21 protein-coding genes are annotated in these 25,319 nt (G+C 53.5%); 11 read left to right on the forward strand and 10 right to left on the reverse strand.

All coding sequences use genetic code 11. The annotated features are described in order from the left end of the window. The first annotated feature begins 42 nt into the window (after positions 1-42). A complete protein-coding gene (locus tag AC0LWF_RS05465; RefSeq protein WP_474650555.1) occupies positions 43-1,572 on the forward strand; it encodes a Ppx/GppA phosphatase family protein in 1,530 nt (509 codons plus the stop codon). On the opposite strand, the gene ppk1 is transcribed toward AC0LWF_RS05465, so the two are convergent. Further along, entirely contained in the window at positions 1,563-3,623 is a 2,061-nt protein-coding gene (ppk1, locus tag AC0LWF_RS05470; protein ID WP_474650556.1) for a polyphosphate kinase 1, read from the reverse strand. The two genes, AC0LWF_RS05465 and ppk1, sit on opposite strands and share 10 nt — an antisense overlap. 190 nt (positions 3,624-3,813) lie before the next feature. Here ppk1 and ytvI point away from each other — a divergent pair, with 190 nt between their 5' ends. Then, a complete protein-coding gene (gene ytvI / locus AC0LWF_RS05475; RefSeq protein ID WP_474650557.1) occupies positions 3,814-4,932 on the forward strand; it encodes a sporulation integral membrane protein YtvI in 1,119 nt (372 codons plus the stop codon). A 559-nt stretch (positions 4,933-5,491) separates the two neighbouring features. Here ytvI and AC0LWF_RS05480 read toward each other — a convergent pair. The 8 genes from AC0LWF_RS05480 to AC0LWF_RS05515 all read right to left on the reverse strand — a co-directional run bounded on the left by AC0LWF_RS05480 (position 5,492) and on the right by AC0LWF_RS05515 (position 15,151). Continuing rightward, positions 5,492-5,884 (reverse strand): FxsA family protein, encoded by a 393-nt coding sequence (locus AC0LWF_RS05480; protein WP_474650558.1) that lies wholly within the window; start codon positions 5,882-5,884, stop codon positions 5,492-5,494. A 3-nt stretch (positions 5,885-5,887) separates the two neighbouring features. Next, positions 5,888-6,409, reverse strand: coding sequence for an acyl-CoA thioesterase (locus AC0LWF_RS05485; RefSeq protein WP_474650559.1), 522 nt, complete (start codon positions 6,407-6,409; stop codon positions 5,888-5,890). Positions 6,410-6,580: 171 nt separating this feature from the next. Further along, positions 6,581-8,335 (reverse strand): pyruvate kinase, encoded by a 1,755-nt coding sequence (pyk, locus tag AC0LWF_RS05490; RefSeq protein ID WP_474650560.1) that lies wholly within the window; start codon positions 8,333-8,335, stop codon positions 6,581-6,583. 56 nt (positions 8,336-8,391) lie between these two features. Beyond that, on the reverse strand, positions 8,392-9,399 hold the full coding sequence (locus tag AC0LWF_RS05495) for an acetyl-CoA carboxylase carboxyltransferase subunit alpha (RefSeq protein ID WP_090578754.1): 1,008 nt from the start codon (positions 9,397-9,399) through the stop codon (positions 8,392-8,394). Next, positions 9,389-10,261 carry an acetyl-CoA carboxylase, carboxyltransferase subunit beta gene (accD, locus tag AC0LWF_RS05500; RefSeq protein ID WP_474650561.1) on the reverse strand — a complete coding sequence of 291 codons (873 nt, stop codon included), beginning with the start codon at positions 10,259-10,261 and terminating at the stop codon, positions 9,389-9,391. Before accD ends, AC0LWF_RS05495 begins: the two co-directional genes overlap by 11 nt. Positions 10,262-10,303: 42 nt before the next feature. Further along, positions 10,304-10,498 carry a glutamate decarboxylase gene (locus AC0LWF_RS05505; protein WP_090578748.1) on the reverse strand — a complete coding sequence of 65 codons (195 nt, stop codon included), beginning with the start codon at positions 10,496-10,498 and terminating at the stop codon, positions 10,304-10,306. 183 nt (positions 10,499-10,681) lie between these two features. Next, entirely contained in the window at positions 10,682-11,164 is a 483-nt protein-coding gene (locus tag AC0LWF_RS05510; RefSeq protein WP_474651200.1) for a phosphatidylglycerophosphatase A family protein, read from the reverse strand. Positions 11,165-11,392: 228 nt separating this feature from the next. Continuing rightward, a complete protein-coding gene (locus AC0LWF_RS05515) occupies positions 11,393-15,151 on the reverse strand; it encodes a DNA polymerase III subunit alpha (protein ID WP_474650562.1) in 3,759 nt (1,252 codons plus the stop codon). A gap of 144 nt (positions 15,152-15,295) precedes the next feature. Between AC0LWF_RS05515 and AC0LWF_RS05520 the strand changes: the two genes are divergently transcribed. The 3 genes from AC0LWF_RS05520 (at position 15,296) to AC0LWF_RS05530 (ending at position 16,643) form a co-directional block, all read left to right on the forward strand. Next, positions 15,296-15,622: a YtrH family sporulation protein gene (locus AC0LWF_RS05520; RefSeq protein WP_090578996.1), complete on the forward strand. Its 327-nt coding sequence runs from the start codon at positions 15,296-15,298 to the stop codon at positions 15,620-15,622. A gap of 3 nt (positions 15,623-15,625) precedes the next feature. Then, a complete protein-coding gene (locus AC0LWF_RS05525; RefSeq protein WP_474650563.1) occupies positions 15,626-16,138 on the forward strand; it encodes a sporulation membrane protein YtrI in 513 nt (170 codons plus the stop codon). A gap of 208 nt (positions 16,139-16,346) precedes the next feature. Further along, on the forward strand, positions 16,347-16,643 hold the full coding sequence (locus AC0LWF_RS05530) for a YtpI family protein (RefSeq protein WP_474650564.1): 297 nt from the start codon (positions 16,347-16,349) through the stop codon (positions 16,641-16,643). Here the strand turns inward: AC0LWF_RS05530 and AC0LWF_RS05535 are convergent. Beyond that, on the reverse strand, positions 16,640-17,932 hold the full coding sequence (locus tag AC0LWF_RS05535) for a DRTGG domain-containing protein (RefSeq protein ID WP_474651201.1): 1,293 nt from the start codon (positions 17,930-17,932) through the stop codon (positions 16,640-16,642). The two genes, AC0LWF_RS05530 and AC0LWF_RS05535, sit on opposite strands and share 4 nt — an antisense overlap. 274 nt (positions 17,933-18,206) lie before the next feature. Between AC0LWF_RS05535 and AC0LWF_RS05540 the strand changes: the two genes are divergently transcribed. From AC0LWF_RS05540 to AC0LWF_RS05565, 6 genes are all read left to right on the forward strand, one after another. Beyond that, a complete protein-coding gene (locus tag AC0LWF_RS05540) occupies positions 18,207-19,568 on the forward strand; it encodes a YheC/YheD family endospore coat-associated protein (protein WP_474650565.1) in 1,362 nt (453 codons plus the stop codon). A 21-nt stretch (positions 19,569-19,589) separates the two neighbouring features. Then, the gene (locus tag AC0LWF_RS05545; RefSeq protein WP_474650566.1) at positions 19,590-20,783 is read left to right on the forward strand and encodes a YheC/YheD family endospore coat-associated protein; all 1,194 of its coding nucleotides are present in this window, start codon (positions 19,590-19,592) and stop codon (positions 20,781-20,783) included. Next, positions 20,780-22,156 carry a YheC/YheD family endospore coat-associated protein gene (locus AC0LWF_RS05550; RefSeq protein WP_474650567.1) on the forward strand — a complete coding sequence of 459 codons (1,377 nt, stop codon included), beginning with the start codon at positions 20,780-20,782 and terminating at the stop codon, positions 22,154-22,156. The genes AC0LWF_RS05545 and AC0LWF_RS05550 overlap by 4 nt, the downstream gene beginning before the upstream one ends. Further along, positions 22,156-23,298, forward strand: coding sequence for a YheC/YheD family endospore coat-associated protein (locus tag AC0LWF_RS05555; protein ID WP_474650568.1), 1,143 nt, complete (start codon positions 22,156-22,158; stop codon positions 23,296-23,298). The genes AC0LWF_RS05550 and AC0LWF_RS05555 overlap by 1 nt, the downstream gene beginning before the upstream one ends. 36 nt (positions 23,299-23,334) lie before the next feature. Further along, the gene (locus AC0LWF_RS05560) at positions 23,335-23,910 is read left to right on the forward strand and encodes a GNAT family N-acetyltransferase (RefSeq protein WP_474650569.1); all 576 of its coding nucleotides are present in this window, start codon (positions 23,335-23,337) and stop codon (positions 23,908-23,910) included. A 134-nt stretch (positions 23,911-24,044) separates the two neighbouring features. Beyond that, positions 24,045-25,175 (forward strand): YheC/YheD family endospore coat-associated protein, encoded by a 1,131-nt coding sequence (locus AC0LWF_RS05565; RefSeq protein ID WP_474650570.1) that lies wholly within the window; start codon positions 24,045-24,047, stop codon positions 25,173-25,175. Positions 25,176-25,319: the final 144 nt, after the last annotated feature.

Raw genomic sequence — 25,319 nt, forward strand, 5'->3', positions numbered from 1 at the left:
ATAACATGACTGGCTCTACGCCTCTAAAGGGGAATAACACGAATGACAGAACAGCGCATCGGCATCATTGATATCGGATCCAACTCCATTCGGCTAGTCGTATATGAACGTACAGTCGGCGGTGCCAACCGCGTTATCGACGGCAGCAAACATTCCGCCCGTCTTAGCGAGCAGCTCGATGATGATGGCGCGCTTCCTGAGCAATCCATTGATGAGCTTGTCGATATGCTGAATCACTTCCGGCTTATTTGTGCACATCATCGCACTGGACACATCCGAGCCGTTGCAACAGCTGCAATCCGTAATGCAACGAATCAGAGTCATATCCTTCACCGCATTGAAGCGGAATCAGGCCTGACAATCGAGCTGCTCTCTGGCAAGCAAGAAGCCGATTACGGCTACTTCGGTATGATTAACTCCATGGCAATTGAGGAAGGCTTCCTGATCGACATCGGAGGCGGAAGCACGGAGGTGTCGCTGTTCAAGGATCGTAAACTTGTCCATGCCATCTCATTCCCTTTCGGCTGTGTCAGCATGACGAAACGATATGCCAAAGGCGGGATGCTGTCCGATCAGCAGCTCAAGGAGCTTGAGAAGCATATCGAAGACAGACTAGAGCATGAGACTTGGCTCCGCAGCTCGCCGAACCTCCCGCTCGTCGGCATTGGAGGCACGGTCCGAGCGCTCGGCAAAGTGCATCAAGCACATGTCAAATATCCGTTCCCGAGTACAAATAATTATCCGATTGATGCCGCTTCGACCGATGAGCTGTTCGAGCAAATGCGCAGGCAGCCTCTGGATAAGCGAAGCAAATTGCCAGGTTTATCGAAAGAACGTGTCGATATTATCGTACCAGGGATCGCAATTCTGCGTACGATCTTCCGCGCAATCGGTGCTTCTCATTATTTAGTGTGCGCAGCAGGTCTCAGGGATGGCTTATTCTACGCAACTCGTTTCCCGGAACGACCGCGGCTGGATGATGTCGTTACGTACAGCGTTAATAATCTCGCTGCCCTTCACCCGGAAGCGCCGATGCAGCATACTTCGCAGGTAAATCGTACCGTTCTGAGCTTGATTGATCTGCTCGGATCGAAGCTGCCAGAGCCTGACCGGGCACGACAATTTCTCGATATCGCTTCCATTCTGCATCGCATCGGTGCAAGCATCGACTATTATGATTACAAGAAGCATACCTTCTATCTGATGATCAACTCGCATATTAACGGCTTGTCGCACCGAGAGCAGCTCATCTGTTCCCTGATTGCATCCTATAAAGGAAAAAGCAGGGTTAAACAAACGGCTGCCGCGTACAAACCGCTATTAAGCGAAGAGGACATTGAAACGGTATGCAAGCTTGGCGGCATACTGCAGCTTGCAATCGCACTCGACCGCAGTGAAACGCAGGCGATCGGCAAGCTGGGCATTGAAACATCCGGCAGCAAGCTTCACTTGCGCGCGCTGCGTGCCGAAGGGATGCTCGCCGTTGAACGCAAGGAAGTCGATTCCCTCGCGAGCGACTTCAAGAAGCTGTGGAACTTGACGCCTACTTTACACACGCCTGACTACCGGTAGCTCTTCCATTTGCGAATATTTTTCGCATAGAATTGGCTTCTGAGTGCTGGGCGTTCATTCTCCACCGATTCATAACTGCCGTCGGATTGCAGCTCACGCGCCTTCTTATTATCTTCCAAATTGAGTTTAAGCACGTTCATTAACGTCTTGCGCAGTTTGGCATCGAATACAGGGCACATGAGCTCAATCCGGCGGGTTAAGTTACGGGTCATCCAATCCGCGCTCGACAAGTAAACCTCTTCGTCGCCACCGTTATGGAAATACGTAATCCGCGAATGCTCCAAAAATCGGTCTACAATGCTAATGACCCGAATATTCTCACTCAGTCCTTGTACTCCCGGACGAAGGCAGCATACTCCGCGCACGATCAGTTCGATGCGTACGCCAGCTTGCGATGCTTCATACAGCTTATCGATGATTTCCTGATTTGACAGGCTGTTCATCTTGGCAATAATATGTGCCGGCTTCCCTTCAGCGGCATGCTGCTTCTCACGCTCCATCAGATCGAACAGCTTTTGCTTCAAATCTGTAGGTGCAACGCCAAAAGCCTTCCACTCATATGGTGAAGAGTATCCGGTAATCTCGTTAAACAAAGCAGATGCATCCGCCCCAATAATCGGATGTGAAGTAAACAACCCAATATCGGTATACAGCTTCGCCGTGCTATCGTTGTAGTTCCCTGTACCGACATGAACATATCGGCGCAGCATGCCTTGCTCCTTGCGCACGACGAGCGTTATCTTCGCATGCGTCTTCAAGCCTACGAGGCCGTACACGACGTGACAGCCCGCCTTCTCGAGCTGACGCGCCCATGCGATGTTCCGTTCTTCATCGAAACGCGCCTTCAGCTCTAGTACAACGGTCACTTGCTTACCGGACTCTGCAGCCATCGCGAGCGCTTGAACGAGCGCGGATTGCCCGCTCACGCGGTAAAGGGTCATTTTGATGGCGAGAACATCTGGGTCATGCGCCGCATCGGTTACGAAGTCGGTTACCGCTTCGAACGATTCGTAAGGATGATAGAGCAGCACATCTTCCTGGCGAATGACGGAGAACATATCATCCTCGTCGAACTCATGCGGGTAGACTGGTTCTATTCGCTCGAAACGAAGATTATCATAGCCCGGCAGCGCAGAAGCAAACTTCATCAAGTAGCTTAGGTCCAGCGGCCCATCAATTTCAAACATATTCTCCCCTTGCTCAAGCTCTTCCTTGAGCATTTGCAGCGCATAAGGATGCATGTCTTTACCATATTCTAAACGAACTGGAAGCCCCCAGCGGCGGCGGCGAATCTCCTTCTCAATTTCCTCGAGCAGATCCTCTGCGCCTTCTTCGTTCAATGTGAGATCCGCATTACGGGTTAAACGGAACGGATCGACCGAGATCGTCGTATAACCGTTAAAGAGCGTGTTAATATGCCTCTCAATCAATTGCTCAAGCAATAGAAATTCGCTTTTCTTGCTGTTCACTCGGTTTGGAAGCTGTATGAACCGGGAAAGAATCGACGGTACTTGTACGATTGCAAAGAATGGCTCTTCTTCCTCGGGCATATTCTCACGGCCGAGCAGTACAGATAAATAGAGCTCCTTCGTATGAAGCAGCGGGAATGGTCGGCTCTGGTCCACAGCCATAGGCGTCAGCACGGGAAAGACGATTTCGAGGAAATAGTCGTCGACCGCTCTCAGCTGGTGAGAGTTAAGCTCGTCTATTTGACGGAAGCAGATGCCTTCCTTGGTTAAGCCTCGAAGCACTTCACGATAAGTGCGATATTGTTCAACCACCATTAGGCCTGTGCGCTTCATTAGGCGCTTCCATAGTCCTGCAGGCGAATAGCCGGTAAAATCATGCTTCGTGTATCCGGCCTTTATCTGATCTTGAATACCAGCTACGCGTACGCTCATAAATTCATCGAGATTGCTTGCGACGATAGCCAGAAATTTAGCCCGCTCAAGAAGAGGATTGTCTTGGTCCTGCGCTTCCTCCAGCACTCTGCGATTGAACTCGACCCAGCTCAAGTCGCGGTTTACATAAGGCGACAATAGTTTGTTCATTTGTGTAGTCCTCCTGCTTGTCGAATAATACAATTATGAAATGTCAATGTTTATCGCATGTTAACGATTTGTAAATAAGGCGTAAAGTTGGTGGCGAACGTGCTTTTTTTGGTAAATTGTGAGCTGGCTATGCTACACTGTAAGGTAAAGATGATGCTCGCCTGCACTATATAAAGGAGTGAACGTTCATATGGATCGTGTCATTTGGAAACGGATATGGCGCGCGTTTCTGCTGCTTCTCGGACTGGTAGGCACAGTGCTCGCTGTAATTTATGTAACGCCGCTCGTGTATCCATTTTTACTCGGCTGGCTCCTCGCTTATGCCATTAATCCGATCGTGAATTTATTGAATCGGAAGCTGAAGCTGCCTCGCTGGATTGGTGTTACTGTGACGCTGTTTGTTTTCGTCGTGGCGATGCTAACGATTGTATCTGCGCTTGTGACGCGAATTGTGGTTGAAATCATTCATCTATCGAAATCAGTCAGCAGCTCGATTGACTGGTGGCGCGATGAGTTCGAATCTATTGTGGATTCACCAGAAGTTCAAAATCTCATCGGCAAGCTCAATTCCTTCTACGATGCGAATCCCAACTATCACGATACGATTAACGCTCGAATATCCGATACGGCCAATTTGCTCGCACAAACAAGTACCAATATTATAACCTATTTCTTGAATAGCATTGTGAATATTATTACTTCCTTGCCAAATGTAGCCACTATTATGATCGTCGTATTGCTTGCCGCCTTCTTCATTTCGAAGGATTGGAGCATCTATGTCAAACGGCTGTCGGTCTGGTTCCCTGAGCAAATGAGACAGTCCACGTCGGTTGTCTGGGCTGACCTGCAAAAAGCATTGTTCGGTTATTTGCGAGCCCAGTTCATTATGATCTCGATTACGGCGGTCGTTGTGACGATTGGCCTGCTCATCATAGGCGTTAATTATGCGATCACGATCGGCATGCTGATTGGTCTAGTCGATCTTCTTCCTTATCTTGGTGTTGGAGCAGCAATGATCCCATGGATCGCGTATACGTTCATCTATGGCGAGGTCTCTCTCGGCATCAGCTTGTCAATTCTCTACGGAGTCATTCTTGTCTGTAGACAGACGATCGAGCCGAAGGTGCTCGCAAGCAGTGTCGGACTCGAAGCGTTGCCTACGCTGATCGCCATGTTCGTCGGGCTCAAGCTGTTCGGCGTCGTCGGCCTCATTATCGGGCCGGTCTCGCTAGTGATCCTTACAACGGTACATAAGGCGAACGTGTTTCGAGATTTGTATTCGTTTGTGGTGCGGGGGCCTAAACCTTAAACACCCCCTAAATCCCCCTCTCCAGGGGGACCCCGAGGGTTTACCAACCCTCTGGACACCCGGAATGTATAACGTTGGAGTTACAGAGAAGCGCTCGCGAGATTGGGTTGCGGGTGATCGCTTTCGTCCCTTGCGGGACACGCTTTACGTTTGGAGTTGTTTAGGTACCTGGTGTCCCTGTGGGACCATGGGAACGTGAGAGTAACAGAGGTGCGTTAGTGTTTCTGCGTGCTGGTGCGCGCTTTCGTCCCTTTCGGGACACGCTTTACGTTTGGTGCATGCACAAAAACACGCTTGGCCTGTGGCCAAGCGTGTTTTTGTATTTTCATTCTTGTTTAATGAGCCTCGGCGCTGCGAGATCATATGTGTTCTCTCAGCCGACTTCGGCGAGTTTGGGATGCTGAGAGCACATAAGTTCTCTCAGCTACAGAGTATTGGTAGAAATACGGCGCCGAGAGATCGTATATGTACTCTCACTCTCGGCCGACTTTCGGCGTTTCATACAGACAACAAAACAGTCGGGGTACTGATCGCCCCGACTGCTTTGTTTACGTATTAGTTACCTTCTCCAAATCGTGATCGAGCCACTTCGCATCTTATTCTCCAGCCAGCGGTAGATCATCATCCGATAGAACGGTCTAGTTAGTGGGAACAGCAGCGTTATGCCAACGATATCGGTGAAGAATCCTGGCATCAGGAGCAACAATCCTCCGATTACGACGCAAATCCCGTTGAGCATCGCATGGCCCGGGGGCTTGCCGCTTTGGAGATGCAATTTCACCTCCGCGATCGCTTTGCGTCCTTCGAGGCGCGCGAGCTGTGCGCCTGCGAAGCCGGTGAGCAGAATAAGACCGAACGTCGCCCAGCCGCCGATAGCGTGACCGACTCGAATGATGCCCCACATCTCTATTGCCGGAATAAGAATAATTGCAGCGACGAGCCATTTTAACATCGGTTACTCGCTCCCTTCCTCTTGCACAGCGCCGGCGGCAGCTGCCTGCAGACGCTCATAGACGACCGGAAATGCCTTATCCAGCCGCGCTGGGCGCCAATCCCGATTAACCCACACATGGCGGGTGCCGCCCTTCGTAAGCAGCTTTCCAGGCGGCTCTGCTTCATGCCACCACTGTGGCTGTGGAAAAGCAGCCTGATCATCAGCCAAACGGATCTCCGAGCGGAACGCCATCCGAATCGGTGAAAGCTCCTCGATCCGCGTACAGATAAATACGATATCGTCATAACGCGCCGGCGATACATAAGAGATGTCCAAATCAACGACAGGAAGCAGAAGCCCCGATTTCTCGATCTCGATGTACGACAGACCAAGCGACCTGACAAGCTCGGTTCGTCCAATCTCAAACCAGGTCAAGTAATTCCCGTGAAACACTACGCCCATCTGGTCCGTCTCTTGATAGCGGACGCGAAGTGGATGCATATGCCAGAGCGCCTGTGCCCCGGCTGCTATTTCTTTCTTCATCTCTAATCACCTGCTTTCAAGTGAAACGGCTAACGCCTTCCTTAAAGACAAAAGCTTACGTTTCGCGGAGACATTATAGAAATGCATACAAGTAAGCACGCAAATTCTATAATGTGAACAAAAAGCGACGGCACCCAAGGCACCATCGCTTCTTATCTATCTTTCAATCCATTACATAACTTTAGCTTGTCCGGAGTAAATCACGCCAACTTCAGCATAGACCGTTACTTCAGAACCGTCGTGCAGAAGCTCAAGCGCGTTCTTTACCCCGAGGATAACCGGGATGCCCAGGTTCAGTGCAACGATCGCCGCATGGCTAGTGATGCCGCCTTGCTCTGTAATCACTGCTGCCGCTTTGGAGATCGCTGGCATATATTCTTTGTCTGTCGAAACAGTAACAAGAATCGAGCCTTCTGTTGTCTTCGCGATAGCCTCTTGTGGAGTGCGCGCTACAACAACTTTACCTGTTGCGCTTTGAGTGCCGATCCCTTGGCCTTTGGCAATCATCTCGCCAATTGTGTGAATTTTGATCAGGTTCGTCGAACCCGAACGGCCAACCGGAACACCAGCTGTAATAATGACCGTATCGCCAAGCTTCACCATACCAGAAGTGATGCCGCCTTGAACGGCGATATCGAACATTTCGTCAGTTGTCTCAGCAGGCGTGCCAAGAACTGGCGTGATGCCCCAAATGAGAGCCAAACGGCGCATCACTTGTTCAACTGGCGTTACTGCGATGATCGGCGATTTCGGACGGTATTTGGAAATCATCCGAGCTGTGTAGCCGCTCTCTGTAGACGTGATAATCGCTTTTGCGTTCAAATCAAGTGCAGAGTTGGCAACAGCTTGGCTGATTGCTTCTGTTACTGTTGTTTGCTGCGCATTCGCTTGACGTGTGAAGATTTCACGGTAGTTGAGCGTCTCTTCCGCACGAACAGCGATACGGGACATCGTTTGAACCGATTCCACCGGATATTTTCCGGCAGCTGTCTCGCCTGAAAGCATGATTGCGTCAGTGCCGTCGAAGACCGCATTTGCAACGTCGCTTGCTTCCGCACGAGTCGGACGCGGGTTGCGCTGCATGGAATCAAGCATTTGCGTAGCTGTAATAACCGGCTTGCCTGCCAGGTTACACTTCTGGATCATCTTCTTCTGTACGAGCGGCACTTCTTCAGCTGGAATTTCTACGCCGAGGTCACCACGCGCAACCATTAGGCCGTCAGAAACTTCAAGAATCTCGTCCAGGTTGTCAACGCCTTGCTGGTTCTCGATTTTGGAGATGATCTGAATGTGGCTTGCGCCGTGCTTCTCAAGAAGCTCGCGGATTTCGAGCACGTCTGTCGCTTTACGAACGAAGGAAGCCGCGATGAAATCAACGCCTTGTTCAATACCGAAGATGATATCGTTCGCGTCCTTCTCTGTAATACCAGGCAAGGAGATGTGTACGCCAGGAACGTTAACGCCCTTCTTGCTCTTGATTGGACCGCTGTTCACGATGCGGCATTTGATCTCCGTGCCTTCGATTGCTTCAACAGTCAGGCCGATCAGACCGTCGTCGATCAAGATCGTGGAGCCTTCCTCAACGTCTGCAGGCAGGTTCGAGTACGTTACCGGAATGCGGTTACGGTCGCCGAGGATTTCTTCCGTCGTCAGTGTAATCGTGTCGCCTTGTACGAGCTCAATCGGCTCTTCTTTCAATTTGCCCAGACGAATCTCAGGGCCTTTCGTATCGAGCAGAATGGCAACTGTTTTGCCAAGCTCTTGGCAAGCTTGACGAATGTTCTTGATTCGGTTGCCGTGCTCCTCGAAGTCGCCGTGGGAGAAGTTCAGACGAGCAACGTTCATGCCCGCGTTAATTAGTTTTTTCGTATTTTCGAGCGATTCGCTGGAAGGCCCGATCGTACATACAATTTTCGTTTTACGCATAAGTAATTTTCCATCCTCCGTCTGCATCGATCACAATGTCGTTATACAGTCATTATTTATACTCCGGCAGATTCAGCCTCTTGTATCTGTTCGATATCAGCATCCGGCTCCGGCGAGTGGAACTCACCGATGCGGCGGAACTTCTCGTACCGGTCTTCGATCAATTCCTCAGACGAAAGCTTCGACAATTCGCCAAGGTGACGCCAGATCGCTTCTTTGATCGTCTCCGATTGCTCGGCCAGATCACGATGCGCTCCGCCTTGCGGCTCGGCGATAATTTCTTCTATGATGCCAAACCCCTGCAAGTCAGCAGCCGTAATCTTCATCACAGCAGCAGCCTCGTCAGCACGAGCCGCATCTTTCCATAGTATAGATGCCGCGCCATTCGGCGAAATAACCGAATAGATAGCGTTCTCGAGCATCAAGACGCGGTTGCCAACGCCAAGGCCGAGTGCACCGCCGCTTCCGCCTTCGCCGATGACGACACAAATAATCGGTACTCCGAACATCGCCATCTCACGCAAATTACGGGCAATCGCTTCGGATTGACCGCGTTCTTCCGCAGTATTGCCTGGATAAGCACCCTTCGTATCGATAAACGTTACGATCGGACGGCCAAATTTGTTCGCCTGCTGCATCAACCGGAGCGCCTTGCGGAACCCTTCCGGATGCGGACTGCCGAAGAAACGGGCAATGTTATCCTTCGTATCTTTGCCGCGCTGATGACCGATAACGGTCACCGGCACGTCGTTCAGCTTCGCTAGACCGCCAACGATTGCGAGATCGTCTGCAAATAGACGATCGCCGTGAAGCTCGATAAAGTCTGTAAATATCGTCCCTATGTAGTCAAGCGTCGTAGGGCGACCATGATGACGCGCCAAATGCATTTTCTGCGCAGGCGTCAACTCGTTGTACAGATCTTCTTGCAGCTGTTTACAGCGTTCTTCCAAACGAGCGATCTCATCGCTGAAATCAATACCCGAATCTTGGCCGAACTTCTTCAGCTCTTCGACTTTCTTTTGCAGCTCGTTAAGCGGCTTCTCGAACGGCAGCTCACCCGCCATTGACAATTTCCCCCTTTACCGAATGCATATCAAGCAATTTTGCAAGTGTTGCTTTCATTTCTTTACGATGTACCACTTTATCCAGCTGTCCGTGCTGCAGGTTAAACTCCGCGGTTTGGAAGTTGTCCGGCAGCTTCTGGCGGATGGTCTGTTCGATTACGATGCGGCCTGCAAAGCCGATAAGCGCCCCAGGCTCGGCCAAATTAAAGTCGCCAAGCAGTGCAAAGCTTGCGGAGACGCCGCCTGTTGTAGGATCGGTCATAACGGAAATATACAGACCGCCGTCACCTTGGAACCTCGCGAGTGCTGCGCTTGTCTTCGCCATCTGCATAAGGCTGAGAATGCTCTCCTGCATACGCGCACCGCTCGAAGTGGAGAACACGATCAGCGGAAGCTTGTTCGCATGCGCATGCTCGATTGCGCGAGTAATCTTCTCACCGACAACGGAACCCATGCTGCCTGCGAAGAAATCAAAGCTCATGAAAGCGGCGACGACCGGCAAACCACCGATCGTCCCTACTCCCGTAACAACCGCATCTTTAAGGCCAGAGCTCTTCTTCTGCGCTTCCAGCTTGCTCGCATAACCCGGGAAACCGAGCGGATCGACGGATTCGAGATCCGCGTCCAGCTCCGACAGTTTGCCTTCGTCGAGCGTAATGGCGATGCGTTCCCAAGCATTAAGCCGGAAATGATGCCCACAGCCCGGACAAACCTTTAAATTCTTCTCGACTTCTTTGCTAAATTGAATGTTGCCGCACTTCGGGCATTTAGACATTAAGCCTTCCGGAATATCCGGCTTCGTACGCGGCTGACCCGATGGAATTGTGGCATACTTCTTTTTATGAAATAAGTCCTTGAACACGAGTGACACCTCTTTGGAGCGGAGCGCAGTAAGATTAAACTATTACCGCCCCGAGTTTAGAATATTGTTCAGCACTTCCTGCACTTCTTCCAGTTCGCCAGATGGGACCAATATCTCGTATTGCTGTTTCGATACGTTAATTGGCCTGATTTTAACGAGAAACCCTTCTTGGGTCAGCCGGTTTTTGATGCTCTCCGCAATTTTTGCCGTAGGCGCGATATAGATAACCGTCCACATGAAAGGTACCTCCTTGCAATGATAAAAAGAACATCTGAACACACTTGTATAGGCATAAGCCGCAAAATGAACACATGTTAATTGGACATATGATGTCATCATGATACCATATGTTTGGTTTTCATCGCAACGGCGCAAGAGCTGTGAGCATATTCCAGACCCGAAAAGCGGCGTTAACGCGGTTTAAGGCGTGTCTGCGATTTCGTACCGGTTCGCTTTTGGATCCTGGTGGGCAATCCTTGCGGATGCAGCAGCTGCAAGGCCCGCGACGAGATCGTCCAGAAAAACATGCACATGCGCGCCCTTCTCATTAAGCTTACGGATGATGCCCGGCTTCACTTTGTCCAGATAGCCGAAGCTGGTAAGTCCGATCATGCCATATACATTTGTAATGCCGAGCGCGAGCGTTTCGTCGACTCCGAAGAGCGATTCATCGGCTTCCATAATCGCTTGAAGGGGTGCCGGCAGCAGCTTCTGCTCTGCCAGCTCATCCAGCGCAATGCCTGTAAACAGAACATACTGCACTTCACGCTTGCCAAGCACGGCTAGCACGCTCTCCTCGCATTCCTCATAGGTCAAATCCGCATTATACGGACGCTGCAGCGAAAATACAATATCTGCAACGTCACTTACCGATACACCGCGTCTGTTCAGCCATTTCTCCATATCGGACGACACTGTTCATCCCCCACTGTCCGGCTTGTACGAATTGGGTGGAGACAGGAGAATCGTTACTCCGTTCCCTGGCTTCTTCAGCCCATACAAGCGGCGAATGCAAAGCTGCAAGCAACGTCATTAAAGTTGCTATTCGCTCTGTGTCTCCTAAATGTATGCTGCTTCATATCAACATGTGCCTGCTTGAGCAAAAACGATTATTCGAGATCATTAGCGTTATTATTTCACAACCGCCGATCCTTTACCAAAAATCGACTCGATTTGCGACAGCAGCAACTCCGATGGTTTGATACGGAAGGCGTCGCTTAGCGCGACAGTCCGTCCTTCGCTCTCATAGAACAGAACCGTTTCATAGACGCCTGGGCTTGCCGTCAGCAGCGACTTCAGCTTCGCGAGCGACGCAGAGTCTTCGCTGCCAGCAACGATCTTGACGTAGAGGCGCTGCGGCCGCTTAACCGCTGCGGCCGGCTGCTGCGAAGCGCCGGCGCTGCGGGTGACCGCCGGCTGCGCAGACGGAGCCGCTTGCTGCGGAGCCCCGCCGCTGCGGGCTGGCGCTGCCGGCGCAGCAGGCGCCGCTTGCCGCGGTGCGGCAGCGCCGGCGCTGCCCGGCTGCGAAGCCCCAGCGCCGCGAGCTTGCACCGCTGGCGCCGGCCGCGCAGCCGCGCCACCGCTGGCCGCGGAGCCTCCGCCGCGCGCCGCTGCTTCGCTGCCGCGGCTGCGGGCCTGCCGCTGCAGCCGCTGCACCCCAGCGGCCAAGTCGGCAGGCGCGCCGCCCATCCCAGTGCCACCGCCAAGCGGCACGACATCTTCGATGAGGAGCTTATAGTCCTCATCCTGATGCTGCACGCTGGCGAGCACAATGACGAGGCTGCCCGGATCAAGCGCAGCCGAATGGCGCTTCCAGATCGTCGGGAATGCGACTGCCTCGACGCGCATAATGCGATCCTCGATTTCAAGGAAGGCCATCGCCTGTCCTTTCTTCGTCGTAAAATGCTTCGCCGACACCACCATCGCGCTCACGATGGCGAAAGCGCCATCCGGCACTTCCGTTAAATCCACGAGCCGGTCGAGCGGCAGCTCTGCAAGCTCCGCCTCATATGCGTCGAGCGGATGCCCGGACAAGTACATGCCGAGCAGCTCCCGCTCCAGCGACAGCTTCTGGCCTGTCGTATAAGCCGGAACCTCCGGCATCTCAACATCCCAGTTCTGCACTTCATCGAAGCCGAACAGCTCGATCTGGAGCTCCTCGCGCTCTTTCCGCCACTTGAGCGCCGCTTCAACGGTCTCATCGAGCACAGCGACTAGCTGCGCGCGATGTCCGCCTAGCGAATCACAAGCCCCTGCTTGAATAAGCGACTCAAGCACGCGCTTATTCACAACGCGCAGGTCGGCGCGCCGGCACAGATCAAGCAAGCTCTCGAACGGACGATCCGCCCGCTCCTTCATGAGCGATTCGATCGCTTGCGTGCCCACGTTCTTGATCGAAGCGAGGCCGAAACGAACCGCGCCGTTCACCGGAGTAAACGTCACGTTGCTCTCGTTCACATCCGGCGGCATCACGTTGATGCCCATTCGACGGCATTCGTCTACATACTCCGCCGTCTTCCGCTGGCTGCCTGTGACCGACGCCAGCATGGAAGCCATGAACGGCACGGGATGATTCGCTTTCAGCCACGCTGTTTGGAACGCGAGAACGCCATACGCCGCCGCGTGAGCACGCGGGAAGCCGTAGTCCGCGAAGCGGACGATCATATCGTACACGGCATTCGCGTCCTTCTCTGCGTAGCCTTGGCTGAGGCTGCCCTCTACGAAGTGAGCGCGCTGCTCATCGAGCACCTCGCGCTTCTTCTTCGATACAGCACGGCGGAGCAAGTCCGCTTCACCAAGCGAGAAGCCCGCCATCTTCGAAGCGATCTGCATAATTTGCTCCTGATATACGATAATGCCGTACGTATCGGCGAGAATCGGTTCAAGCGACGGATGCGGGTATTCCACCGCCACTTCTCCATGCTTGCCTGCAATATATTTGGGGATAAACTCCATCGGACCCGGACGGTACAACGCCGTTACCGAGACGATATCTTCGAATTGAGTCGGCTTCAGCTCCTTCAGCACGCGCCGAACGCCGGTGGACTCGAGCTGGAATATTCCCGTCGTCTCACCGCGCGACAGCATCGCATAGGTTGCCGGATCATCGTCAGGAATGAAGCGGAAATCAACCGTGATTCCCTGCTGTTTCTTCACCCAATCGAGCGTACGTTCAAGAATGGAAAGCGTGCGCAGGCCGAGGAAGTCCATCTTGAGCAGACCGACCGATTCCAGATGCTCCATCGAATATTGCGTCAGCGCCGTCTTCTCGCTTCCTGCTTGGAGCGGCACGTAATGCGTGAGAGGCTCGCCGGAAATAACGACGCCTGCCGCATGCGTCGAGGCATGGCGCGGCATTCCTTCCACCTTAAGCGCCATCCGAAGCAAATCGGCTGTCTTCGGCTGGCGCTCTGATGCTTCGCGGAGCTCCGTGCTGACACGCATCGCTTCCTCAAGCGTAATGCCAAGCTGATTCGGGATCAGCTTCGCTGCACGATCCACTTCGCCGAACGGAACGGCCATCGCGCGGCCAACGTCGCGCACGGCTGCTTTTGCCGCCATCGTACCGAACGTAATGATTTGCGCCACATGCTCATCGCCATACTTCGCAGAGACGTAGCTGATGACTTCGTCGCGGCGCTCATCGTTGAAGTCAATATCAATATCCGGCATCGTAATCCGCTCCGGATTGAGGAATCTCTCGAATAACAGCTTGTATTTGATCGGATCAACATCCGTGATGTTAAGCGTATACGCCACGAGACTGCCCGCCGACGATCCCCGCCCAGGACCTGTGCGAATACCTTGCTCATGTGCGAACCGGATGAAGTCCCACACGATGAGGAAATAGTCGCTGAAACCCATTTTGTCAATAACGCCAAGCTCATAGTCGAGCCGCTCCGTAATGGTCTTCTTATAGCCCGCGTCCGAGGTCCATGCCGATTCCCCGGAATAACGCGTCTCAAGTCCTTCATGGCAGAGCGCGGACAAGTAGTCCGCCGAGCTCATCCCTGACGGAATCGGGCTAAACGTCGGCAGCAGCGCACGGCCGAATGTCAGCTCGAGCTGGCATTTTGCCGCAATTTCCACCGTACGGGCAACAGCATCAGGCGCCTGGCGGAACTGCATCGCCATCTCATCCGCGCTCTTGAGGTACATCTGATCCGTCATCATTTTGAGCCGGTCATCGTCTTCAACAGTCTTGCCCGTGCCAATACAGATTAGAACGTCTTGAACGGCGGCATCTGCTGGCTGCAAGTAGTGAACATCGTTCGTTGCTACCGTCAGAATACCTGTCTCCTGCGCGAGCCGCAGCGTCGCCTGCAGCACCTTCTTCTGCTCCAGCATGCCATGATCTTGCAGCTCCAGATAGAAATCCTCGCCGAATATGGAACGGTAACGCTCCGCAGACTTCAGCGCATGCTCGTAGCGGTCATGCAGCAGGTGCTGAGCAATCTCGCTGCCCAAACAAGAGCTGAGGCAGATAAGCCCTTCCGAATATTCTTTCAGTACTTCAAGGTCAATCCGAGGTTTGTAATGGAACCCTTCCAAGTGGCCAATTGAGCTTAGCTTCATCAGATTCCGGTAGCCCGTCTCGTTCTTCGCCAGCAGAATCAAATGATAGATCGGGTTATCCTTGCGCGCGCCTTTGTCGAAGCGCGATCCCGTCGTGAAATAAACCTCGCAGCCGATAATCGGCTTGATGCCTCTAGCGATACAAGCTTTATAGAAAGGCACAGCGCCGTACAAGACGCCGTGATCCGTTAAGGCGAGCGACTTCATGCCAAGCGCAGAAGCTTGGGTCACCAAATCTTTAATCCGAGCAGCCCCGTCGAGCAGGCTGAATTCGCTATGCACGTGCAAATGGACAAAATCGCGTTCGCCGCTCATTGTTCGTCCCTTCTTTCTTTCAGAGAAAAGCATTTATACTAGTTTATCATATTGCCGCCTTGCTCGCCCATAGAATGGACTAGGGGGACGAGCCGCTTGCGCAGCCGTATCCCACGTATTCCACAGGAGGGTGTAATGAACAAGATGGACTCCTTCTTATCGAAAGCTACGATTGACTTCTTTATCGCCTTCGGCGTCGTGTTCGGCGGCTCTATGCTGGCTGGAATCGGCTCCGTATTCGTGCTCTCGGCACCTGCTGCCATCATGCTGGATACCGCATCACGGCTCAAGATTTGGGCGCTCGTCGCCGCTGTAGGCGGCACAATCGACCCGATGCGGGTCATTGAAAGCAATATGATCGAGGGTCATCTATCGCCGGTCGCATTTCAGATCGCCTACATTCTGTGCGCTTTTCTCGGCGCGCATATGGGGACAGAGCTGATACGTTGGCTATGTAGAGGGGCGGTCTGATCCATGCGCGTTCCGCCCTTTGAACGGTATACGAGGCTGGTGCAGGCATGCGCTTTTGTCGTGCTTGGCGCCATACTAGGCGCGATGGCCTATCACGCGGTCTTCTTTATGAGCTTCAACGCCTTGCGAGATAGCAATACGGGGCTAGAAGATAAATTGATTGAGTATGAGGATCGGATTGAGAAGCTGAATAAATTTAAAGACCAGCACACCGTCATTAAGACTATACAGCCGATCTTGCTGGACAATAAATCATCGGATAGTCCCGCCCTGAAGGACGAGCAGGTGAAGCTGGAGCTGAAGGATAAGCTGAGGAAGGACTTAAGCGTCTTCGTCGGCACGAGCATTTATAAGATTAATGCCAATGGCGAGCTCGGCCGGGAGCTGATGGATAACAAAGTGTACTTGCTGACGGGCGGCAAAGAATTCACCGTCGAAATTCGGACGATGCTCGTCGTCGATAATGTGCTGCAGGTATGGTTTAAAGCGAATCCGTACACGAGACCGATCACATAATCGACACAGATGGGAGGCAGCCTTATTTTCGCTCGGGCAGCAATTCATGCTACAATACAAGTGAAAACGGCTGACGCCGTCCCCTGGAGGCAAAAGCTTACGTTTCGCGGTGACATTATTGAAATTTATACAGGTGAAACTTATACATTCTATAATGTGGACAAACCTATTCAACCTGCACAGCAAAAAAGGAGCTGCAATTCACCTCATGGAAAGTACACTTCACTGGCTGATCGTCATCGTGATTATCGGCGCATCGCTATTCTCGGTTTATAACAGCTATAAAGCACGCCGATCGAACGATGCTCGGCAAAGAGGCATGTATGCCGCGCGCATGAACATCTACATGGGCATCATGCTCGTCTTCATCGCCTTGTTCGTCATGCTCGCTTACAACGGATCGACGATCAAAGTCATTATCGGCGCACTGTTCATCGTGCTTGGCCTGTTCAACTTGTTCGCGGGCTTGCGTAATAACAGCATTTACCGGTCCATGAAAGGTTAGTACGGATCCATTAATTGCGCCGTTAGCATGGCTTTGGCAGCGAGGCCGCTTGGGTCCCTTAGCTCAATCTCGAGCTTGGCGCTCTTGCGGCTCATCTCCAGCAGGCTCGGCTGAATGACTACTTCGCTCTCCAGCTGGATCGGCCTTACGAAATAAGTCGTCATGCTCTCGATGATATATTCCCGCTTCCCCATCTCGCGTATAAGCCCCCGCGCTGCCTGCGTCATTAAGGTGACCAGCACCCCTTCTGAAATTGTGCCGAACGTCCCGGACATTTGCGGCGTAATCCGACCCTCGTAGAGCCAGTCGCTCTGTTCATTCTCTTTCTTCGCGAATCCCGCGCCGATCAATTCATCGAACGTCTCGCCGGACTCCTTCTGTTTCCCTGCGTAACGCATCGCTTCCAGCACTTCCGTACGGCTGAGCGCAGCGAGCAGCTTGCGGTTCTTATCGACGATCGGCAGCAGATCAATGCCTTCAGCCGCCATCGTGTGCGCAGCGGATGCAATCGGAATGTTCGGCGCCGCCGTAATCGGGCTGCGCGTCATCAGCTTGTCAACGAGCTGTGTATCCGGCTCGCCTTCGGCATCCTTGGCGGTCATCATGCCGACGACTCGGCCGCGGTCATCTAGCACCGGAAAGCGCGAACCTCCTACCCTTGCTGCAAGCAGCATATAATCGTTCTTCGTCTCGCCAAGACGCATCGTCTCTACCGGACGGCTATAAGTAACGATGTCTTCGACGAGCATTATTTTCTGGCGGATTAGCCTATCGAACATCGCCCGGTTAATCATCGAAGCGACGGTAAAGGTGTCGTACTTGGAGGAGAGGATTGGCAGCCCCTTCTCATCGGCGAGCCGCTTAATCTCTTCGCTTGTGCCGAAGCCCCCCGTAATCAGCACGCCCGCGCCTTGCTCGAGCGCGCATCTATGCGCCCCTTCCCGGTTACCGACAATGAGCAGACTGCCTGCGTCGATATATCTCACCATCGCGTCGAGCTCCATCGCGCCTATGACAAACTTGTGCAGCGTATTATCGAGCCCCGCCGCGCCTCCGAACAGCTCGCCTTGCACAATTTCAACCACCTCGCCGAACGTCAGCCGATCGAGCGTCTCCCGGTTGCGGCGCTGAATGCGGACCGTGCCGATCCGTTCCTTCGTGCTGACAAGCCCGGCTGCTTCCGCCTCCTTGATCGCCTTGTACGCTGTGCCCTCGCTTACCTCGAGATCCTCTGCCATCGTGCGCACCGATAGTTTGGTACCGATTTCGAGCGCATTAATATATTGCATAAGACGCTCGTGTTTCGTTAGCGCTTCTAGCCCATTTACTCCGGAAGCCACGGACGGTCACTCCTTTTCTCGTATTCGATACGTTTTATTGTAGCAGAAGCAGGTCAAGTTTTCAGAAAAAACGTAGGGTAAATGCCCATTTTTCACTGTACCGGCGCTGTCCGCCAATCACCAAGGTATATCTGTCCTCATATGATGAATTAATTCGTGTGTCACTGCCTAACACTTCAGAAGCTGCACCTCGTCATCATCCAGCCTGGAAGGAGCTTCGTCGATGCTCAAATCGAAAGTCGCCGTTCAGGTCATCAGCCCAGGCATCTTGCCGGATGATGCCATAATGCTCGGCGATGCTTATTTAAGACAATGGAAAATACCGCAAGGACAGCCGGTCGTCTTGAAGTTTGGAGCGCTACGCCATTATGTCAAAGTGGTGCCGGTTGAGCGATATGACGGCATGCGCATCGGTCAAAGCTTGGCAAGAAAGATGGGCTTATTCGTAGGTACATCGCTTCGCATCCGTTACAACTACGATACGTCCACACTCTCGCTTGGCCCGTTGATCGGTGTTCTTATCAGCCGTGACGATCCCGAAACAAGAGATCGGCCATTCGGCTCCATCACTCTCTTCTGCAAGGAACTCGTCGATGCCTGCGCCGCCCAAGGCGCTCACGTTTATTTTTTCACTCCGGATCATGTGACAGATAATTTCAATAATGTAGAGGGATGGGTCTACTCCGATGGCTGGCGGAAAGTGATGATGCCCGTTCCCGATGTCGTCAACAACCGTTTAACGAGCCGTAAGCTGGAGAATCGCCTGAATGTGCAGCAGTTTATTAAAGAAGTGAAGCTGCGGCATGGCAGTACGGTGTTCAACGAGAAGTTTCTCGATAAATCCGAAGTGTTCGAAGCGCTGGTGAAGGACGGCTCCCTAATCAGATATTTGCCGGAGTCACATGTGCTGCGCAGCTTACCGATGCTCAAGGCGATGTGCAGCAAGTACAACACCGTCTTCCTCAAGCCGGTGCGCGGCAGTCTGGGTAAAGGCATCATCCGCATCTCGAGAGTCGATACCGATTCTTATTCAGCGCAATATGCGACTACGCTCGGGACGCGGAGACAGCATTTTAACGGGGTCGCCAAACTGTACGCCTCCATCTCCGGCAAAATGAAAACGGTGCGTTACCAAATCCAGCAAGGACTTCAACTGATTGATATTTTGGGGCGGCCTGTCGATTTCCGGGCGCTTGTGCAGAAGAATGAGATGGGCAAATGGATGCTTACATCAATCGTCGCACGTACAGCCGGAAGCAATCACTTCGTCTCCAATCTCGCCAGAGGCGGTACGCTCAGCACCGTTCGCGAGGCCGTCGCAAAGTCAAACCTTTCGAACAGCAATGATGCGCCGGGGAAGCTAACTCGCGCCGCTCTTGAAATTGCGAAGGGTATTGATACGCACATCCCTGCTCACTTCGGTGAGCTCGGAATCGATTTGGCGCTCGATACGAGCGGTCGGGTCTGGCTGCTCGAGGTCAACTCGAAGCCGTCCAAGAACGATAACACACCGCTGCACGATAACAAAATCCGCCCATCCGTCCGCAATATCATTCGCTATGCCCGGCATCTTGCCGAATTTTAATGAAAAGGAGGTAGCGACCGCTTGGCTATCTCTGAACAATCCCCAGTACTTGGCGTTATGATCAGTGAAATTCGTCCGAAGTCCACGTCAGGCACGCAAGGCGATAGCAAGCCGACTTCCGCATTGCCGGAGGACTCCTTCTGCCGTCTGCTAAGCAGCCTTTCGAGATCGCTTGGGCTGCTCGTTTATTTCTTCTGCGCCACCAGCGTCCCTTACTCAGCGAACCGGATGCTCCACGGTTATCAACTGCGGGGCGGCGAATGGCATGCAGGGAGTTTCCCGCTTCCCGACCTTGTCTATGACCGAGCTCTGCCTAAGTCATCCGATCATTACGCGCTGACGATAGAAGCGCTGAACGAACTAAAACGATTGAAGCCGTATACGCTGCTGAACGGCTCGCTTCCCGGCAAGCTATATGTCTACAGCGTGCTGAGCGGCAATACCAAGCTAGCGCCGCATGTCCCGCGCTCGATCGGTTATTCCGGCGCGCATAGTCTCGAACTTGCTGCTAATCAGCACGAGGAAGGCATCTTCATGAAACCATCTGCCGGCGCGCAGGGCAGAGGAGCATTTCGACTCATTCGGGCGGGAAACGGCTGGCGGATTGATGGCAGAGACCGAAGGAACCGTCCTCTTTCACATGCGTTCTCCAATTGGCGGAGCGTTGGCAGCTGGATCTTCCGATTTACAGCGGGAGCGCCTTACGTCATCCAGCCTTGCCTTAAGCTAGTTGACGAGAATGGCTGCCCCTTCGACGTTCGCGCACTTGTGCAGAAGGACGGATTCGGCAGGTGGTCTTTCACCGGCGCTGCTATGCGCACGGGCGAGAGCGGAAGCGTTACCTCGAATTTGCACGGCGGAGGCACAGCAGCAAGTGCTGCAGATGCGCTTGGTGAGCGCTTCGGCGAAGAAGCCGCAGCTCGGATGCTGCAGCTCATCCGCCGGATCAGCGAATGCGCAGCCGAAGTGCTGGAACAGCATTTCGGGCGGCTTGCCGAGCTTGGGTTAGACTTCGGCATTGAACAGGACGGCCGGATATGGCTGCTGGAAGCAAACAGCAAGCCGGGCCGTCAGTCTTTTGAGGATGATGAGCACACGTATGAAACTGCGGTCATGCGGCCGCTACAATATGCCCTGCATCTCGCTGCTCGCCAGAAACCGATATTTCATTCAAACCGAAATCAAGGGAGATACATCCAGGAGGTTCATCCATGAGTTTGACATCTTGTCATGTACACTTCTCACCATCAAACGATCGCATTGTCTACCTGTCGGGCTCACTCCTCAAGTCGCTGAAGCTCGCCGGCAAGAAGACCATCCAATTAAAGCTCGGTCACGAGGTCATAACCGCAGCGGTCAAAACAATTGAACGCCAAGGCCACCATCTCTATCTGTCCGCAGGCGTCCGCCAATCTATCCGTGTGCCGAAAGCCGGCAGCATCTCCTTTGTTCAAGGAGGCGACAATGAGGTTCAGCTCGGTCCGCTTATCGGAGTCCTGACAGACGGCGGCCGTAACAGCGAGTCTCCGTTCGGCTCCCGCTCCGGCTATATTCGTCAGCTGCTTCGGATGGGAGAACGCAAGGCATACTTCTTCGCCTTCACGCCGCGAGATGTGAACTGGAATCAAAACACGATCAACGGCTACTTCCTGAACAGCACTGGCGGCTGGTACCGCAAAGTCGTTCCGCTTCCCGATGTTATCTACAATCGGCTGCCGAGCCGCGTAGCTGAGACGACTTCTACGATCATGTCATTACGGGAGCGATTCATCCGCAAAGGCGTTCCGTTCTTCAACTGGAGTTTCTTCAACAAATCGGATGTGTATAAGCTGCTCGATAAGGATGTAGAGGCACTCCAGCACTTGCCGGAGTCCGTCACGAACCCTCGCTCGGAAAAAATAAAAGAAATGCTCGAGAACCATCAATTCATCTATTACAAGCCGACTGCAGGCAGCCTTGGCATCGGTATTTACCGGCTTACGTATCATCCGAAGCGCGGATACTTCGCCCGTTACCGCAGAGGCGGTACTAACGTCCTGCTGCGCTTTACGAACTTCAACAGTTTGATGCGGATGCTGGAAACGAGGCATGGCAGCGGACTCGGCCGGTACGTGAGCCAGCAAGGGGTACGGCTCATCGAAATCGACGGCTGTCCGCTCGACTTCCGCTTTCATATGCATAAGAACGGCAACAACCAATGGGTGCCGGTCGGCATCGGCGCGAAGAAAGCCGGCCGCGGCAGCGTAACTACGCATATCAAGAATGGCGGCTCCCTGCTCACGCCGGAGCAGGCGCTTAAGCAGGCATTCGGAGATCGCTCAGAAGAAATGCTGACGAAGGCAAAGGAGGTTTCCGTGAAGCTTTCGGAAGCGATCGAGCGCAACTTCCCGCATACGCTCGGCGAGCTCGGCCTTGATATCGGCATCGACAAGGACGGCGAGGTGTGGATGTTCGAAGCCAATGCGAAGCCTGGCCGTTCGATCTTCAGCCATCCGGCACTGCGCGCGCAAGGACGGGAGTCGGTCAATCATATCCTGGAGCACTGTATGTACCTCAGCAAGTTCACGGGGCAAGGAGGCGAAGATTGATGGCACTCGTATTTCACGAGGATTCAGCAGAAGAAGCCATCATTCAGAGCAAGCAGTCCGTTCTCGCAATATTGACGATTGAAGATGACATCCAGCTGTTTCGCGGCAACCGGAGCAACTTCGCCGACATAATTGCGGCCGGCGCCGATCATGGCTTCCTCGTTTACGTCGTAACTGTCAAGCAGCTGAAGCTTCGTCGGAAGCTGCTTGACGGCTTCACCTATGACAGAGAAACCGACACGTGGATTGGACAGAAGTTCCCTGTGCCGAATTTGATTTACAACCGAATTCCGCTGCGTGAGGATGAATTGCAGCCGGAAGCCAGGCGAAAGATCGCGGCCTGTGTCAACCATCCGCAAATTCAAATCTTTAATCCTTCGTTCTTCAACAAATGGAGCTTATTCAAGTGGCTTCGCCAATCGCGCACGACGCAGCCGTTCATTCCCGCTACGCGGCGTCTCTTGACAGCAGGAGGCCTCGGCAAAATGATGCTGAAGCACCGCTTCCTTTACTTGAAGCCAGTCAGCGGCAAAGCGGGCAAGGGCATTATGACGATTCAGCTGCAGCCGGAGAAGACGCTTCCCTATACGCTGAAGATTCAAGGCGACAAGGGCAGCACGAGCTATAACTGCGGCTCGATTGCGAAGCTCTGGGCCAAGATTGTCAAAGAAAGCAGCGGCGAGAGGTATATCGCTCAGCAGGGCATTCAGCTCGCGGCATTCAATGAACGCTCCTTCGACCTGCGGACGCTTGTGCAGAAGAACCGGCGCGGCCAGTGGGATATTAGCGGCATCGGCGCACGCGTCGCCGGCTCCTATAGCATTACGACGCATGTGCCGCGCGGCGGCAGCATCGAAGACCCAGAGAAACTGCTTGTCAGCGTATTTGGCCAAGATGAAGCACGTAAACTGCTAATAAAGACTCGCAATACTGCGCTCATTATCGCGAGGCAGATCGAGCGCGGCTCCCGCCGCAAGCTGATGGAGATGTCGATGGATCTCGGCGTCGATCAGGATGGCCATGTCTGGTTCTTCGAGGCGAATGCGAAGCCGATGAAGTTCGATGAACCGGACATCCGCAAACGTTCGCTCGACCGGATCTTCCAGTACAGCCAATATTTGCTGAAGATGCGTGGGCTGTAGCAGGAAAAACCGAACGTCGAACGTGGAGCGTAGAACATGGCATGTGGAGCGTGCGGCGAAGCGCGCCTGCGGGTTACGTGTACGCAAGGAGTGAACTCCCCTGTGAAAGTGAAGCTGTTGTCGCCGTCCCAGTGGTCGGCATCGAAAGAGAAGATCACTCGTTTCCTGTATCGGCATGGCGATCAACGGATTACAACCGCAGCGCTTGCCGCGCTTCAGGAGCTTGCTCCAGCGCGGCTCGCGGCAAGCCGAGCGGGCGACAGTGGCGGCGAAGGTGGAGCTGGAGCTGGAGCGAGCGCAAGTGGCGGTAAAGCAGGAGCTGGAGCTGAAGCGGCGATAGCGATTGCGGTGGTAGGCGGCAAGCTCGCCGCCGTTGCCTTCGCGGAGGATGGCGGCGAGCGTGCCTGCTTTGTCGTCGTCTCGCCGGAGTTTCGCGGCCAAGGCGCCGGAAGCGCGCTGCTCGCGGCGTTGCAGCGGCGCCTCGGGCGCCTTGCTTGCACGGTTGCTGCTGATAACCCAGCAAGCATGAGCATGTGCTTCCGTGCTGGCATGAAGGCGGTCAGCCTGCATACCGGGCCGACGGGTAAGCCGACGCTCCGGTTTGAGAGCTAGCGGCTGCAGGCTCATCCCAATCTGCTACCAACCGCTGGATTTTAGCCGATGCTTCCATGAGAACCTTTTGCTGCACCTTCGGTATCGAACGCATAAATTAAAGCCAACCGCAAAAATTTTTAGGAGGAGTTATTATGGGTCAGCCGGTTCTCGGCATCCTAACCCTCTATCTCAATGACAATGGCTTGCTCGAGGAGAGGCCAGTCTATCAGAAGATGATCATTGCAGGAAAGAAGCTTGGCCTGGAGGTATTCGTATTCACGCCTTCAGATGTGAACTATACACAGAACCGGATTAACGCACATATGTATGATGCCGCAACGCAGAGCTGGACGCGGAAGTGGCGTTCGTTTCCCCATATGATCTATGACAGGTGCCGGATTCAGAAGAGCCATCGATTCGTGGAGCTGAGCCATTTTCGGAGGAAGTATGGGCATCTCACTTTCCTGAACCGCGTGCTGCGCAACAAATGGACGGTTTACAAAACAATGCGTAAAGAAGAGGTTTTCAAGGAGCATCTGCCTCTAACTCGTATGTATGAGAGTTCGAATGACTTGATGGAGATGATCCGCAAGTATCCGCTCGTCTACTTAAAGCCGATCAACGGCACCGGCGGCCGCGGCATTCTTCGGATTGAGAAAATAGGAAGCAGCTACTCGATTCAAGGGCGGGATCAGGATCGCCGGATTGTATCGCCGCAGCGGGTCGCGCTTTCCAGCATTCAGAACAGGCTGGCCTCATGGAACTTGAAGGATAACCACTATCTCGTCCAGCAGGGCATTCAGCTAAAGCTGCCGAACGGGCGGGTCCACGACTACCGGATGCTCGTGCAGAAGAATGGGCAAGGCGAATGGGTTGTAACTGGCTGTGCCGGCAGGATTGGCGCTTCTCGCAGCATCACGTCCAATCTGCACGGCGGCGGGCAAGCGGTCAAAATGAAAGAGCTGCTCAGCGAGTGGATCAAGGACGATACAGCGACGCAAGACATCATTGAGCGGGCGGAGCTGCTCGGCGTCGAGATCGCCGAATTCCTCGAGCAGTCCTACGGACGGCTATGCGAGCTTGCGCTTGACCTTGCGATTGACCGCAAGGGCCAAATCTGGCTGCTCGAGGTCAACCCGAAGCCAGCGCGCGAAGTGTTCATCCAAGCAGGCGAACACGACACCTACCGGACCGCTATCATTAGGCCGTTAGAATACGCCATCTGGCTGCACGAACAAAAAAAACGACGGAAAGAGAAGCTCGTCCCGTCGTCATATGATTAAGATTAGGGAAACCCACGTTTTATTGAAACGGTGGGTTTCTTTGTTATTGCTATTGAGGTCGATTCCGCCGCATGCCGATCATTCCTCGGATATCCACGTTGCTCTCACGACTGTGTGAGCTGCTCACGCGCCACGCGTCGAAGC

This window comes from Paenibacillus sp. sgz302114 (assembly GCF_056120345.1).